The following is a 13,259-nucleotide window of genomic DNA, read 5'->3' as shown; positions in this document are numbered from 1 at the left end:
AGGTCGGTCAGGGTCGGTTGTGGACGAACCACGCGTCACCGGCCGGTAGGGCGACGGCGACCTCCCATCGGCTCAGTTCGAGGTTCGGAGCGAGCGCCTTGAGCTGACCTGCGGCAGCCCACGCCTCGTCACCCGGCGTCGGGCGACGACCCACCTGGAACTGGAGCATGGTGCCCCACGATGCGACAAGGCGGGCGTCCCACCGGTGCCGCCACTGCGCCAGCACCTCGGCGAGCCGCTGCCGATCCTCCTCGGTGAGCGCACCGTAGAAGTCCACCCAGTACGCCGAGCCGCGGACGTCGCTGGTGGGCAGCAACATGAGCAGGACGCTGTCCGGCGTGTACCAGTACTCGGTCTGCGTCACGAGCCGCACGTTGCCAAGCACCTGGGCGTGCAGGTCGGCGTCGGCGAGCAGCCGGTCGTACAGCGCCCGCTCCAGCACCGGCAGTGGTGTCGGCAGCACCACGTCCGGCACCAGGGCGGTCAGGTCGGCGCCGGTCGTGCCACGCGCGTAGAACTCGATCTCGTCCTCGTCGACCTGTTGGTCCTCGCTGTAGTGGCGGTAGGTCAGCCAGGGGTCGGAAGACGCCGCCGCCTCGACGAACGCGCGCAGCGCCGACTCCGACGGGCCCTGTTCGGGCTCGGACCGGGCTGCCAGTGCGTCGTCGAAGCCGTCGGTGACCATGACGGGCCGGCGTCCGATGATCGGCACCAGCGCCTCGGCGGCCTGCCAGAACTCGTACAGACGGTCGGGGTCGACGTCGGCGACGAGGATGGTGCCCGACGGGCCGTGCCCGATCGGCAGGCCGGCCAGTGGCGTGCCCAGGAAAGCCGCTTCGATCTGATCGAGGTCGTCTCGCACGCCGACAGCTTTGCCGATCATCCGAAGTGGTCGGCCAGCTTCGTCAGCTTGCTGACATACGCCGGCCAGTCGTAGTCGTCGGGGAGGTTGCTGTTGTTCCGCCGGAGGCCGACCGCCGTGTCGTGCTGCTCGCGCATGATGTCCGCGTGCCCGGCGTGCCGGGCCAGGTCGCAGGTCACGTGGATGATGATCCGCTGTAGTGTCACGTCCTGCCGACCTGGCCGCCACCACGGCACCTGCCCCGGCGCGTCGAGCGGTAGCTCGTCGATCGTCTGGTCGGCGAACGCGCCGACCCGGCGATACAGGTCGATCAGCCCGTCCTTCGTCTCGTCCTCACGGGCGTACCAGTCTGCCTGCGGGTCCTCGTCGAACGCCGCCATGGGGACCAGCTCCTCGGGCGTCGGGAACTCGCGACCGAAGGTGGGCCCGAAGTAGCCGGCTTCGACATTGAGGCAATGCTTGAGCGCGCCCAGCAGGTTGTTTCCGGTCGCCGTGCGGGGCAGCCGGACCTCCCGTTCGCTGAGCCCGTCGAGCTTCCAGATGAGGTCTTCGCGGTTCTCCCGGAGGTAGTCGTGCAGCGCGGCCTTCGCATCGCTCAGATCAGCCATGCGCGCCAGTCTTCCCTATCCGCCGTGCCTCGGCGGGCCGGTGCCGGGGCACCGGCCCGCCGAACGACTCGATCTGCCCGGGGCGTCAGCTTCCGGTGCAACTCGCTGTGGTTCCGCTGCCGCTGCCGCTGCCCTGGAAGCCGAAGCTGGTGGCCTGACCTGCGGCCAGTCGCCCGTTGTAGCTCTGATTGGCGACAGTGATGGTCCCGCTGGTGCCGCTGCCGACCCCGTTCCAGAGCGAGCTGACCGACGCGCCGCTCGGCAGGGTGAGGGTGACCCGCCAGCCGGTCAGCGCTGTGGTTCCCGCGGTGACGCTGACGGTGGCGACGAATCCGCCGTTCCACTGGTCCTGGACGGAGTAGACGGCGGTGCAGCCGGGGGTGCCGGTCGGGGGTGGCGTGGTGGGAGGCGGGGTGGTGGGCGGCGGAGTGGTGGGCGGCGGCGTGCCGTCGTCGAGCGTCAGGTTCTTCTGCTGGACGCTCCACTGGCTGCTGCACAGACCGCAGTCGGCACCGACGAAGGTGCGGCCGGCGGTGGTGTCGCCCTTCAGGCGCCACTTGAGGTAGAGAGTCGCCACCCGGCCGAACTCGCCGCCGTTGGCCTGGTCGTAGGTGCCGCCATGACCGACGTTCAGGTTGCCCATGAAGGCCGGCAGGCCAGCGGGCAGCTTGCCCCAGTCGTCCATGGCGTTCGGGTAGGCGATGTCGCTGGGCCCGCCGACGAAGTAGGCGATCGGCTTGGTCAGTCTCCGGAGCTGGTAGTCATCGGCGTCGTTGAGCAGACCGCTGCTGAAGATGCCGGTCGTCGTGACGCGCGGGTCGTTCGAGACGGCGTACGCCTCCAGGCCTCCGCAGGAGAAGCCCGCGACTGCGACCTTGCTCGTGTCGATCTTGTTGAAGTACTTGCTGCCCTGCCGGGAGTTCTCCGCAACCGCCCAGTCGATGGACTGGGTGAGCATCTGGGAGGTGGTGGAGCCGGATCCGTTCGGGGCGCCGTTGGCGATGGCGAGGAAGCCGTGGGAGGCGATCTCGCGCAGGAAGTTGCCCTGGGAGAGGCCGTTGGCCGAGCAGCCGCCGTTGCCCCACACGAGGATGGGCAGGCGTTCGGACGGGAGGGTCTGCGGACGGAAGATGGTGTGGTTGGCCAGGGTGGCCGAGGTTTCGTAGTCGGCGGGGTAGGGGCCGGAGCCGCCGATGGCGGCGGACGCCGGTGTCCCGCCGAGCGCCATGATCACGGAGGTGACGGGAACGATGGCGGCCGCCAGCCCCGCGTAGATCTTTGCTCGCCTTCTCATTGGATCCTCCAGGAACAGTCACGGTGGCGCTCCCTGCGGTGGCGGTGGTGTCACTCGCGCCCCGACGAGAGTGGTCAGCGCTGGCCACGGGTCTGGTCGACGTGGGCGCGTCGCGGCCTGGGCGGCGGCCGTGCCCTCGGTCGCCACTGCCCGCTCGTTCGGCGCCGGCGACCGCCCGGCCGCGGTCCCTACAGGCGCTCCGATGGGAGCTGTTTGCAGTTACTATCACTGCCGCAACGAAAAGTGTCAATGTCTTGTCGGCTCTGACCGGCCGCGACGTCGTCAACCGGCGAGTGGGCCGCTGCCGTGCTCTCCGCCGGTCGGCTCCGGCTGCGAGGGATCCCTCGACGCCTGGAAGTGGGTGATCCACGAGGCGGCATCCGGCCAGTGCGGAGTCGCCACCTCGACCAGACGCGCCTGAGCGAGCGAGCCGAGCGTGGTGTGGATGTCCAGGAAGGTCTCCCTGGCCTCCTGGCGAGGCCAGGGCTCCGGCAGCAGGTGCGGGGGGAGGTCCGGGTCGACGTCGGCGAACTTCCGCCAGGAATCCATCGCGGAGGTCCGAGCCACCAGCGCCCGGGCCGGGTCCACCTCCCCGTTGCGCGCGGCTGCCCGCAGCTCCGCGTACTGCTCGATGAAGATCGAGTACGCGGAGGCGAGACCGGTCAGGTCGTACGCGGAGGCCGGCCCGTGTGGCCCTGCCTCCTCGTCGAACCGGGCGTGCAGGACCGACCATCGGGCACCCTCGACGTGGTACAGCAGCGCGTGCAGCGCCTCCCGCGCCGGCGCGACGTCGGATCCCGGCCGGATCCACACGCTGTCGTACAGGCCCACGAACCCCAGTGCGGTCAACGACCTGCGGAGCGCATGACGGGACGCCTGGCCGGCGTTCGGAACGGAGAAGGTGGCCAGCACCCAATCGCCGGTCCAGGGCGCCGGGTGGGAGCCGAAGTTCAGGAAGTGCCGCATCCGGGAGCGGTGCTTGGCGATCGCCTGCGGGGTGAGGTGGTAGACCGGCGACCGGCCCTTCCTTCGCGCCGCGATGAGACCACGCCTGACCAGCCGGGACAGCGCGGCACGGGCGCTGGACTCGCTGATCCCGAACTCCCGCAGAATCGCGATGACCGCCGTCGACGGCAGGTCGGCGTCGGAGGAGTCGAGGTACTCGCCGAGCACTGTCGTCAACAGATGCTGCGGGCTCGACCCCGCCTGGGCCCGGGGCACTCGGACGTCGTCGGCGTTCACCTCATCAGACTGCCGCACCCGGACGCGCCCGCGGCTCGTGAGGTGGGGCGGGGCAAGGCGCCTTCCGGGGCGGGTGGAGGCACTATCGTTCTGGCGTGCACATCCGTTTTGACGTCCCCGCCGATCCCGCCTACCCGAGCCGGGTGGCCGCTGCGCTCGGCAACGTCCGGCTCCGCAGATTCGGCTACATCGGAGCGGTCCTGACGGCGGTCGGGGTCATCGGTCTCGTCGTCTCGCGGGGGTTCGGGTGGGGCGAGCGGAGTTCGCCGCTGTGGACCGCGCTGCTCGTGGCCGGCGTGCTGTCGATGCTGTATCGGCCGTGGGTGCTGGCGCGCGCCCGACGCCGCTCCGGTAGCTACGCCGTCGAGGGCGCCTACGACATCACCGATGACAACATCATGATGCGCAGCGGCTCGGAGTCGGGCGGCATCGCCTGGGAGGGGGTCGCCCAGGTGCGGGACGCCGGTGATTTCTGGGTCGTGTACGTCGGCCGAATGCCCGCGACCGTGATCCCGCGCTGGCTGATGTCCGCCGAGGATGCCGAGACGTTGCGCGCATACATGACCGAACGAGGGCTGCTGCCCCACCGGTGAACTCGGCTGCCGCGGGCCGCCGGGGGATCGGACTATGGCGTCCGAGCCGGTCGCGAAGGGGCACCGAGGACTACCTCGTACTGGTAGAAATCATCGTTGGTGCCGGTGTGTCGGAAGCCGGCACGTTCGAGGGTCCGCCGGGAGGCGACGTTGTCGCCGGTGGTCTCGGCGACGACGCAGGACAGTCCGTGTGCTGTCGCGAGGTCGAGCAGGGCGGCGAGCGCCTCCGCCGCGTAGCCGTTTCCCCGGGCTGACGGGGCGAGACCGTAACCGACCTCGATGCGTCCGTCCTCCGGCTGACCCTTGAAGCCGATTCCTCCGATGGCCTTGCCGTCGGAGGTGCGGGTGATCCGGTAGTGCCCGAACGGACGTCGGTCGCCGTAGGCGGCGGTGGCGGCGAGAAAGCCCCGCACGCCGAGGACGTCGCCGTCGAAAGGGAAGTCGTCGGCCCAGTCATCCCCGGCCCCGGCGCGTCGCCCGACGATGCGTTCACCTTCTGCGGTGTCGATGGGGTGCAGGCGCAGTCGCGGCGTACGAAGCTCGGTCACGGGCAACAGCGAAGCAGCCCTCAAGAAACAGCACAAGCCGAATTACGCGCCCGGCACAGGCCGACTTCGCGGAATCGAACCTCCGTGTCGGCATCCCCGCCCCTGACCGTCTGCGGCTACCTATCCTCGACGGGGATGCACCAATCCGAGTAATGGCCGTCGGCCCGACGGCTAACAGGAGGCCGTCATGAGCACCACGGATCGACCGGAGGGGATCAGCCCCACAGCGGTGGAGTCAGCACCAGGGCTGTGGCGGATCGATCTGCAACGGCACGACCTCAGCATTCCCGGGCGAGAGGTCATTCAGACTCGGGTGGAGTTCACTCCGGATTCGCCACCGTTCAAGCATTTCCACCCCGGCGAGGAAATCATCTGCGTTCTACAGGGAACGCTCGAATATCGGCTGGAGGGGCAGCCACCCGTGGTGTGCAATCCCGGCGACGCGCTCACTGTCCCGTACGGCGTGCACCACCAGGCCCGCAACGTTGGCGACGGTGTCGCTGTCGAATTGGCCACGTACGTCGTCGAGAAGGGGAAACCACTTCTCACCAAGGTGGAGTGAGATCACCGCCGCCGGCCGACGGCAGCGGCCTGATCCACGGCGTGCTGGGGATCGTCTCCAGCCTTGCTCAGGGCAACCTCGTCGGGATTGTCCTCGGCGTCGTCTTCATCGTCGGCGGGGCGTTCCTGCTCAAGCGCTCGGGCGCGGCGGCGACACCGAGGCCGCGCAGCACGCACTGACGTCTGCGGGGCTCATGGTCGCCGTGGTCGTCGCGGCGCTTCACCACGGCGACCGAATCCCAGGGCAGCACCGGGTCGTCCGCATCCTCCTCAGACGGTCGCCGAGTCGCCGGGTCGCAGGTCGACGAGCACGTCCGTCAGGCCCGCGGTCTCGAAGGCCCGCACGACGTCGTCGGCGCCCTGGGTGTAGTGCGCCCAGCCGTCCTGATGGACCGGGACCACCGCCCGAACGCCGAGCAGGGTTGCCGCTCGTGCCGCCAGTTCCGCGGTCAGGGTGAGGAACGCCTCGCCGCGTGCCGCGATCTGGGCCGCGCCGAGGTTGAGGATCGCGATCTCTATCGCCGGAAACTGCTCCGCGACGACCGCGACGACATCCAGCGAGGCGTTGTCGCCGCTGACGTAGACGGTCGGCCAACCGGTCGCCTCCAGCACGAACCCGATCACCGGACCGTTGACCACGCCGATCTCCGGCGAACCGTGCAGCGCCGGAACCGCAGTGACGCGCACGTCGCCGACCTCGGCGTACTCGAAGGGCCGCAGGCCGGTCGCCAGTGGCCCGAGATTCGGTGCCCCCGACGTGGTGGTGAGCACCCGTCGGGCCCGGCGCGCGTACTCCCGCCCGGAGATGTCGAGATTGTCGATGTGGTGTTCGTGCGACACGAGCACGACGTCGACCGGGCCGAGGTCCGTGGGCGCCGCGCTCGGGCCGGTGAACTTGGTGGCGGTGACCGGCCCGTTCTGGTACGTCCGCGGATCGTCGAAGGTCGGGTCCAGCACGACGCGTTGGCCCGCGTAGTCGAGGACGGCCGTGGGGCCGCCGACGATGCGTACGGTCAGCTTGTTCATGGTGTTCTCCCTGGTTGTCGACTCGCCTGCTCGCGGAGGGCCCGGTTCTCGGCGCGCAGGCGGGCGAGTTCGTCGCGCACCGGCGCGAGCGCGTCGGAGAGTTCCGCCTCGGTGAAGCGGGGCGTGATGTGTTGGGGGCAGTTCCAGTCGTAGCCCTGCACCGTGACGGTGATCAACCGTTCGACCCGGCCGGATGGCCCGGGCACGCTCAGCCTTGCCAGCAGGTCCTCGAACCCGGGGTCCCGCACGTCGGTGACGTGCGCCGTGCCGATGATCTTGAGGCGGCGTTGGTGGGCGTAGTCCATGAGCAGCAGCGAGACCCGGGGTGACGTGGCGAGGTTGCCGACGGACAGGTACTGCCGATTGCCGCGCAGGTCGGCCCAGCCGAGGACGCTGTGCCCGTCGACGGGGTCGAGGACGTGCAGGAAGCCGGGTGGGCCGCCACGGTGCTGGAGGTACGGCCAGCCGCCCTCGCCGACGGTGCCGAGGTAGAAGCTGTCGCGTTCGGTGATGAAGGCGGCCTCGTCGTCACTGAATGTCGCATCCGTGTCCCACCCGGCGGTCATGCGCTGCATGGCGGGCCGGCTGCCGTAGCGCTGTTGCGCGGCGACCACCGACGCGGTGGTCAGTTCCTGTAGGTAGCGGTGTGGCATGACGAGCGCCCCCTTCCAGGGGTGGGCCGGGCGGTGAGTGCCGGCGCTCCGGCAGGCGGACGGGTCATACCTAACCATCGTTACGACTTTTACCGGTAAGAAGATACGTCGCGACGTCTAACCTGTCAAACGACGGACGGTGGTAAGGTTGGCGGCATGACACGTCGGCCACTGGTGGGCGAACCCCTCGCGCTGGACCTGGTCAACACCCAGTGGGTCGAGCGGGGTCGGCTGGTCGACCTGTTCGACGAGCCGGACGGTCTGCGGGGATGGCTCGCCGAACACCACCTGGAGGATGACCCCGCAGCGGTGGAGACACCGTTGCGGGAGACGCGTTCGGCGCTGCGCCGGGTCCTCGAACAGCCCGACGAGGCCGCCGAACTGGGCGTCAACGCGATCCTCGCCCGTGGTGCCTCGCGCTACACGCTTCGTGCGGGAGCCGCGCATGAGCAGCCCGACGTCGACGCGGGCTGGCTCCCCTCCTGGCGAGCGGCCATCAACTACCTGGACCTGCTGGGCCAGCAACCCCACCGCATCCGACGCTGCGGTAACCCCGCCTGCGTCCTGCACTTCTACGACACGTCGCGCAACGGCACCCGACGCTGGTGTTCGATGGACGGTTGCGGCGCCCGCGCCAAGGCCGCCCGCCACTACTACCGCCAGCGCGTCACCCCCTAGCGCCCGGGGTACGAGGACAGCGGCGGCAGCGCGACTCATAAGGTGAGCGGATGTTGGTCAAGCAGGTACAAGTGACATTCGACTGCGCCGAGCCTGTGCGCGTCGGCCGTTTCTGGTGCGAGGTGTTGGGGTACGTCCCGCCGCCGCCCCCGGAGGGGCACGCCTCCTGGGACGATGTCAATTCCGAGCAGGGTTCGTGGTTCGCGTGCAGTGACCCGTCGGGGGTGGGCCCGCGGCTGTACTTCCAGCGGGTGCCCGAGGGCAAGGTCGTCAAGAACCGGGTGCACCTCGACGTGCGGGTCGGCACCGGGCTCGTGGGCGAGGAGCGCCTGGCCGCCCTTGAGGCCGAATGCGCGCGGCTGATCCCGCTCGGCGCGGTACGCGGGCAGCTGTTGCTCGCCGACGGCGAGAACGAGTCGTGCCTCAACATGCAGGACGTCGAGGGCAACGAGTTCTGTCTCGACTAGTGCCGCCTGCCGCGCGTCTCCTGAGCACGGCCCAACCTGACGGGGGCCAGGCGAAATCGCCTGGCCCCCCACGTGTGGGCTCGGTCAGCCCAGGTACTTCTCCCACGGGCCGGTGATGGCCAGGGTGAGGCCCGGGTCCTGCATGTTGACGAAGAGCACCTTGCCGTCCGCGCTGAAGGTCGGCCCGCAGAACTCCGAGTCGTTGAGCTGGTTGCGGGCGATCGCGTACGTCGGCCCGCCCGGGATCGTGCTGAGCACGTGCGAGGCTCCCGTGCCGTCCTCGGCGAGCACGAGGCTTCCCCACGGGGTGACGGTCACGTTGTCCGGGCCGTCGAAGGTGAGGTCGGTGTACTTGACCGGCGAACCCTCCTCGGAGGCGGTCTGGTGCGGGAAGTACGTCACCAGCTGGATGGTCTGGTTCTTGTAGTTGTAGAACCAGACCATTCCGTCGTGCGGCGCCGCGTCCGCCGGCAGGTCACCCTCGTCCCAGGCGTAGGAGTTGACCACGTACACGCCCTCGTCGGTGGCCCACACGCCCTCGAACTTGCGTCCGCGGGTGACCTGGCCGTCGGCGAACTGCTCGCGTACCGACTTGGTGCGCGCGTCGCGGTCCGGCACCTCGATCCAGCGGACCGGGAAGGGGCGGCCCAGCTGGGCGGAGGTCAGGTAGGCGACGTCCGGCAGCACCGACCCGTCATCCATGATGATCTGCATCGCGGCGAGGACGCCCGCGTTCGGTGCGAGGCGGGTGAGCACGCCCGGGCCCAGCTTGACGCCGTGTGGCGCCGTCCAGCGGTAGAAGAGGCCGTTGGGCTCGTCGGCGTCCTCGGAGAGGTAGACCCGGGTGCGGTCCTTGTCGACGGCCAGGGCCTCGTGCGAGTAGCGGCCCAGGCACTTGATCGGCTTCGGGTCGGCGCTGCCGTCGGCCCACACCTCGAAGACGTAGCCGTGGTCCTTCTGGTAGACGCCGGACCGGCCGCCCTCTTCCCACGTGTCGCCGGCCCGGTCCTCGGTCTCCTCGCAGGTCAGCCAGGTGCCCCAGGGGGTCGGCCCGCCGGCGCAGTTGGAGATGGTGCCGGAGAGCGCAACGAACTCACCCAGGTTGCGGCCCGCGAGGTCGGTCTTGATCACGGTGCAACCGCCGGCGTCGACGGCGCCCGCGTCGTAGACCGTTCCCTTGACGTGCGGCACGCCGAACTCGGCGCCCGGGTCGATCTCGTGGTTCTGGATCAGGGTGTACCGGCCGTGGCCGGCGTCGTAGACGGCCATGCCGTCGTGGTCCGACGGGGTGGTGCCCTGGCCGCGGTCGAGCCGGGTGACACCGGTCCGGGTGACCACTGTGTAGCTGAAGCCCTTGGGCAGGGCCAGGATTCCCTTGGGGTCGTCCACGAGCGGCGGGAAGGGCACGTTACCGGGCTTCACCGGTGGGTGTGGCCGGGCCGGGCTGGCCTGGGCCAGGGACGGCAGACCGCCCGCGACGGCAAGGCCGACGCCGGCGGCGGCGCCACTGGCGAGAAAGGTACGACGAGAGGAAGGCACGTGGATCAACTCCTGGTCAGGACGTAGTGCGACGACTGGCAGCCAACTCCTTCCGGCGGACGGCGACACGTCACCAGTGGGATCGGGCGGTGACATCGGAGTTAAGAGTCAGGGTCGCGCACGCGTCTTTGACAGCAGCGTGGGCCAGTCCTGGGCGAGGGCCCAGTCGGCGAAGCTGTGCCAGCCGACCTCCGGGTAGTCGCGGCGCAACGCGGCAACGTCGACTGTCAGACCCACTGTGCTGAAGTAGTCGAACATGGCCGCCAGGTCGGTGGACCGCTGTCGAACCTGGGTCAGCGGCACCTGCGCGTGGATGATCGGGCGGCCGGTGGCGCCGGCGAGGATCTCGGCCAGCTGGGTGGGCGTGCGTTCGTCGGAGGCGATGTCGACGCGACAGCCGGAGAACTGGCCCGAGCGTTGCAGGACGAGCGCGGCGAAAGCGCCGATGTCGACCGCCGGGATGAGGGTGAGCGGCCGGTCGGCGGGCATCGGCCAGGCGAAGGTGCCCCGGCCCAGGCCGTCGAGCGTCCAGCCACTGGCGTAGTTGTCCATGAAAGCGGCCGGCGCGATGATCGTCCATGGCACTGTCGAGGTGCTCAGGTACTGCTCGACCAGGTGTTTGCTGTCGTAGTGCGGGATGCCGGTGCCGCGGTCGGCGTGCGCGACGGTGGTCAGCACGAGGTGACCGAGGCCGGCGGCTGCCGCCGCGTCGACGAGGGCCCGGCCCTGCCGGACCTCGGTGGCGAGGTCGGTGCCGAACGGTGTGGTGACAGCGAACAACGAGTCGGATCCGGCGAGCGCGGCGTCGAGGGACACGCGGTCGTCGAAGTCGGCCCGGCGCACCTCCGCCCCGAGGTCGCGCAGGGCTTCGGCGGCCGGCGAGGTGGGGTGGCGGGTGATGGCGCGTACCCGCTGACCGGCTGCCAGCAGGGCGCGTGCGGTGGCGCCGCCTTGGGCTCCGGTGGCGCCGGTGACGGCGACGGTGAGCATGGGGCCTCCGGGAGGATAAGATAGCTGCGTAACGCATTAACTGCGCCACGCAGCAGATTATGATGGATCGCTGCGTCACGCAACTAATTGGGATGTGATGCGGATGACTGCGAAGCGTCGGGCCCGGCTGCACGAGGAGATGTCGATGGCGTCCCGGCGCTATCTGGCCTCGTACGTCCTGTTCAACCAGGCCATCGCCGATCACCTGGGGCTCCACCCGACCGACGTGCAGTTCCTGAGCCTGCTCTCGGCGGCCCCCGCGCCGCCCACTGTGCGAGAGGTCGCCGAGATGACCGGCCTGACCACGGGATCGGCCACCCGACTGGTCGACCGGCTCGAACGTGGCGGCTACGTCAAACGGACGCCCGACCAGGAGGACCGGCGCCGGGTGCTGGTCACCCCGGTGCCGGATCGTCTCGACCGGGTCACCGCGGTCTGGGACGACCTCGGCCAGTCCTGGCAGGCACTCCTCGACGAGCACACCGACGAGGAGTTGGAGGTCATCACGCGCCACATGAACCGAGCGCACGACCTCAGCCACGCCCAGATGCGTCGCCTGCGGTCCCAACCAAAGCCCGACTGAGGCCGGCGGCGTCGGGCTTGACCTTGACGCTGCGTCAACCCTCCATGCTGCCGCCATGAGCAATTCGCACACAACAGCTCAGGCCGAGCAGCCCGCGATCCACGTGCACGGCCTGGAGAAGTCGTTCAAGCAGCTGAAGGTGCTGCGCGGCGTCGACATCGACGTCGCGCGGGGCAGCATCTTCGCCCTGCTCGGCTCGAACGGTGCCGGCAAGACCACTGTGGTCAGGATCTTGGCAACGCTTCTCAAGGCCGACGGCGGGACGGCCCGCGTCGCCGGGTTCGACGTGGCGACCCAGGCCGCCGACGTACGGCAGTCGATCAGTCTCACCGGGCAGTTCGCGGCGGTCGACGAGATCCTCACCGGGCGGGAGAACCTGAGCCTGGTCGCCCGGCTGCGGCACCTCAAGGAGCCCGGTTCGATCGCTGACGACCTGCTGAGGCGCTTCTCGCTGACCGAGGCGGGCACCCGGAGGGTGCGGACGTACTCCGGCGGCATGCGACGCCGTCTGGACATCGCGATGAGCCTGATCGGGAACCCGCCGGTCATCTTCCTCGACGAGCCGACGACCGGGCTGGACCCGGAGGCGCGCATCGAGGTGTGGCAGGCCATCAAGGAACTCGCCCACGGCGGCACGACGGTGCTGCTCACCACCCAGTACCTCGACGAGGCCGAACAACTCGCCGACCGGATCGCGATCCTCCACGAGGGACGGATCATCGTGAACGGCACCCTCGACGAGCTCAAGCAGCTCCTGCCACCCGCCGAGATCGAGTACGTCGAGAAGCAGCCGACCCTCGAGGACGTCTTCCTCACCCTCGTAGGCGCCAAGACCGAGAAGGAACAACGATGAACAAGCACTTCCTCGGCGACACCACGGTCCTGCTGGGGCGCTCACTGCGCCACATCGTCCGCAGCCCGGACACCATCATCACGACCGCCGTCATGCCGGTCGCCTTCATGCTGCTGTTCGTCTACGTCTTCGGCGGCGCGATCGAGACCGGCACCGACTCGTACGTGAACTATCTGCTCCCCGGCATCCTGCTCATCACGATCGCCTCGGGCATCTCGTACACCGCCTTCCGGCTCTTCCTGGACATGCAGGGCGGCATCTTCGAACGGTTCCAGTCCATGCCCATCGCACGATCCTCGGTGCTCTGGGCGCACGTGCTGACCTCGCTGGTCGCCAACCTGGTCTCGCTGGTCGTCGTCGTCCTCGTCGCCCTGCTCATGGGCTTCCGCACCGGCACGAGCGTGCTGGGGTGGCTCGCCGTCGCCGGCATCCTGGTGCTGTTCACCCTGGCGCTGACCTGGATCGCCATCATCCCCGGCCTCACCGCCCAGTCCGTGGACGGCGCGAGCGCCTTCTCGTACCCCCTGGTCTTCCTGCCGTTCGTCAGCTCGGCCTTCGTGCCCACTACATCGATGCCCGGCCCGGTGCGCGCCTTCGCCGAGCACCAACCGGTGACCGCCATCGTCAACGCGATCCGAGACCTCTTCGCGCAGGAGCCGGTCGGATCGGGCATCTGGACCGCCCTTGGCTGGTGCGTCGGCATCCTCGTGGTGGCCTACCTGTTCGCCACACTGACCTACCGCCGCAAGATCTCCTGACCCG

Annotated in this window: 17 protein-coding genes; 8 read left to right on the top strand and 9 right to left on the bottom strand. The window is 69.4% G+C overall.

Annotated elements, in window-relative coordinates:
* Positions 1-7 precede the first annotated feature (7 nt).
* The 4 genes from OG598_RS17835 to OG598_RS17820 form a co-directional block, all read right to left on the bottom strand.
* Entirely contained in the window at positions 8-862 is an 855-nt protein-coding gene (locus tag OG598_RS17835) for a DUF4253 domain-containing protein (protein WP_328650235.1), read from the bottom strand.
* Between the two features lie 17 nt (positions 863-879).
* The gene (locus OG598_RS17830) at positions 880-1,470 is read right to left on the bottom strand and encodes a DinB family protein (RefSeq protein WP_328650234.1); all 591 of its coding nucleotides are present in this window, start codon (positions 1,468-1,470) and stop codon (positions 880-882) included.
* Positions 1,471-1,555: 85 nt separating this feature from the next.
* A complete protein-coding gene (locus tag OG598_RS17825; protein WP_328650233.1) occupies positions 1,556-2,764 on the bottom strand; it encodes a cellulose binding domain-containing protein in 1,209 nt (402 codons plus the stop codon).
* 282 nt (positions 2,765-3,046) lie between these two features.
* Positions 3,047-4,006: a PaaX family transcriptional regulator gene (locus tag OG598_RS17820; protein WP_328650232.1), complete on the bottom strand. Its 960-nt coding sequence runs from the start codon at positions 4,004-4,006 to the stop codon at positions 3,047-3,049.
* Between the two features lie 95 nt (positions 4,007-4,101).
* Here OG598_RS17820 and OG598_RS17815 point away from each other — a divergent pair, with 95 nt between their 5' ends.
* Positions 4,102-4,599, top strand: a complete 498-nt coding sequence (locus OG598_RS17815) for a YcxB family protein (RefSeq protein ID WP_328650231.1) — start codon at positions 4,102-4,104, stop codon at positions 4,597-4,599.
* Positions 4,600-4,631: 32 nt separating this feature from the next.
* Here the strand turns inward: OG598_RS17815 and OG598_RS17810 are convergent, their stop codons facing one another.
* A complete protein-coding gene (locus OG598_RS17810) occupies positions 4,632-5,147 on the bottom strand; it encodes a GNAT family N-acetyltransferase (protein ID WP_328650230.1) in 516 nt (171 codons plus the stop codon).
* A gap of 187 nt (positions 5,148-5,334) precedes the next feature.
* On the opposite strand from OG598_RS17810, the gene OG598_RS17805 reads away from it, so the two are divergent.
* Both OG598_RS17805 and OG598_RS17800 read left to right on the top strand, forming a co-directional pair.
* Positions 5,335-5,709, top strand: a complete 375-nt coding sequence (locus OG598_RS17805) for a cupin domain-containing protein (protein ID WP_328650229.1) — start codon at positions 5,335-5,337, stop codon at positions 5,707-5,709.
* On the top strand, positions 5,706-5,888 hold the full coding sequence (locus tag OG598_RS17800; protein WP_328650228.1) for a hypothetical protein: 183 nt from the start codon (positions 5,706-5,708) through the stop codon (positions 5,886-5,888). Before OG598_RS17805 ends, OG598_RS17800 begins: the two co-directional genes overlap by 4 nt.
* A gap of 90 nt (positions 5,889-5,978) precedes the next feature.
* Here the strand turns inward: OG598_RS17800 and OG598_RS17795 are convergent, their stop codons facing one another.
* Both OG598_RS17795 and OG598_RS17790 read right to left on the bottom strand, forming a co-directional pair.
* The gene (locus OG598_RS17795; protein ID WP_328650227.1) at positions 5,979-6,734 is read right to left on the bottom strand and encodes an MBL fold metallo-hydrolase; all 756 of its coding nucleotides are present in this window, start codon (positions 6,732-6,734) and stop codon (positions 5,979-5,981) included.
* Positions 6,731-7,387, bottom strand: coding sequence for a pyridoxamine 5'-phosphate oxidase family protein (locus OG598_RS17790; protein WP_328650226.1), 657 nt, complete (start codon positions 7,385-7,387; stop codon positions 6,731-6,733). The genes OG598_RS17795 and OG598_RS17790 overlap by 4 nt, the downstream gene beginning before the upstream one ends.
* 156 nt (positions 7,388-7,543) lie before the next feature.
* Here OG598_RS17790 and OG598_RS17785 point away from each other — a divergent pair, with 156 nt between their 5' ends.
* Together OG598_RS17785 and OG598_RS17780 are read left to right on the top strand one after the other, a co-directional pair.
* Complete coding sequence (locus OG598_RS17785; RefSeq protein ID WP_328650225.1) at positions 7,544-8,065, top strand: CGNR zinc finger domain-containing protein; 522 nt, start codon at positions 7,544-7,546, stop codon at positions 8,063-8,065.
* Between the two features lie 50 nt (positions 8,066-8,115).
* A complete protein-coding gene (locus OG598_RS17780) occupies positions 8,116-8,532 on the top strand; it encodes a VOC family protein (protein WP_328650224.1) in 417 nt (138 codons plus the stop codon).
* 84 nt (positions 8,533-8,616) lie between these two features.
* Here the strand turns inward: OG598_RS17780 and OG598_RS17775 are convergent, their stop codons facing one another.
* A complete protein-coding gene (locus tag OG598_RS17775; protein WP_328650223.1) occupies positions 8,617-10,071 on the bottom strand; it encodes an alkaline phosphatase PhoX in 1,455 nt (484 codons plus the stop codon).
* A gap of 108 nt (positions 10,072-10,179) precedes the next feature.
* Positions 10,180-11,061, bottom strand: coding sequence for an NmrA/HSCARG family protein (locus tag OG598_RS17770; RefSeq protein ID WP_328650222.1), 882 nt, complete (start codon positions 11,059-11,061; stop codon positions 10,180-10,182).
* Between the two features lie 103 nt (positions 11,062-11,164).
* Between OG598_RS17770 and OG598_RS17765 the strand changes: the two genes are divergently transcribed.
* Genes OG598_RS17765 through OG598_RS17755 form a run of 3 tightly spaced genes read left to right on the top strand, consistent with a single transcriptional unit; the run spans position 11,165 to position 13,255 of the window.
* Complete coding sequence (locus OG598_RS17765) at positions 11,165-11,644, top strand: MarR family winged helix-turn-helix transcriptional regulator (RefSeq protein WP_328650221.1); 480 nt, start codon at positions 11,165-11,167, stop codon at positions 11,642-11,644.
* Positions 11,645-11,699: 55 nt separating this feature from the next.
* Positions 11,700-12,497: an ABC transporter ATP-binding protein gene (locus tag OG598_RS17760; protein WP_328650220.1), complete on the top strand. Its 798-nt coding sequence runs from the start codon at positions 11,700-11,702 to the stop codon at positions 12,495-12,497.
* Positions 12,494-13,255, top strand: a complete 762-nt coding sequence (locus OG598_RS17755; RefSeq protein WP_328650219.1) for an ABC transporter permease — start codon at positions 12,494-12,496, stop codon at positions 13,253-13,255. Before OG598_RS17760 ends, OG598_RS17755 begins: the two co-directional genes overlap by 4 nt.
* Positions 13,256-13,259: the final 4 nt, after the last annotated feature.

The sequence above is a fragment of the Micromonospora sp. NBC_00330 genome (assembly GCF_036136635.1).
GTDB classification, from domain to species: domain Bacteria; phylum Actinomycetota; class Actinomycetes; order Mycobacteriales; family Micromonosporaceae; genus Micromonospora; species Micromonospora salmantinae.
The sequence above is the reverse complement of the archived record's forward strand: the minus strand, read 5'-3'. Positions and strand labels throughout refer to the sequence as shown.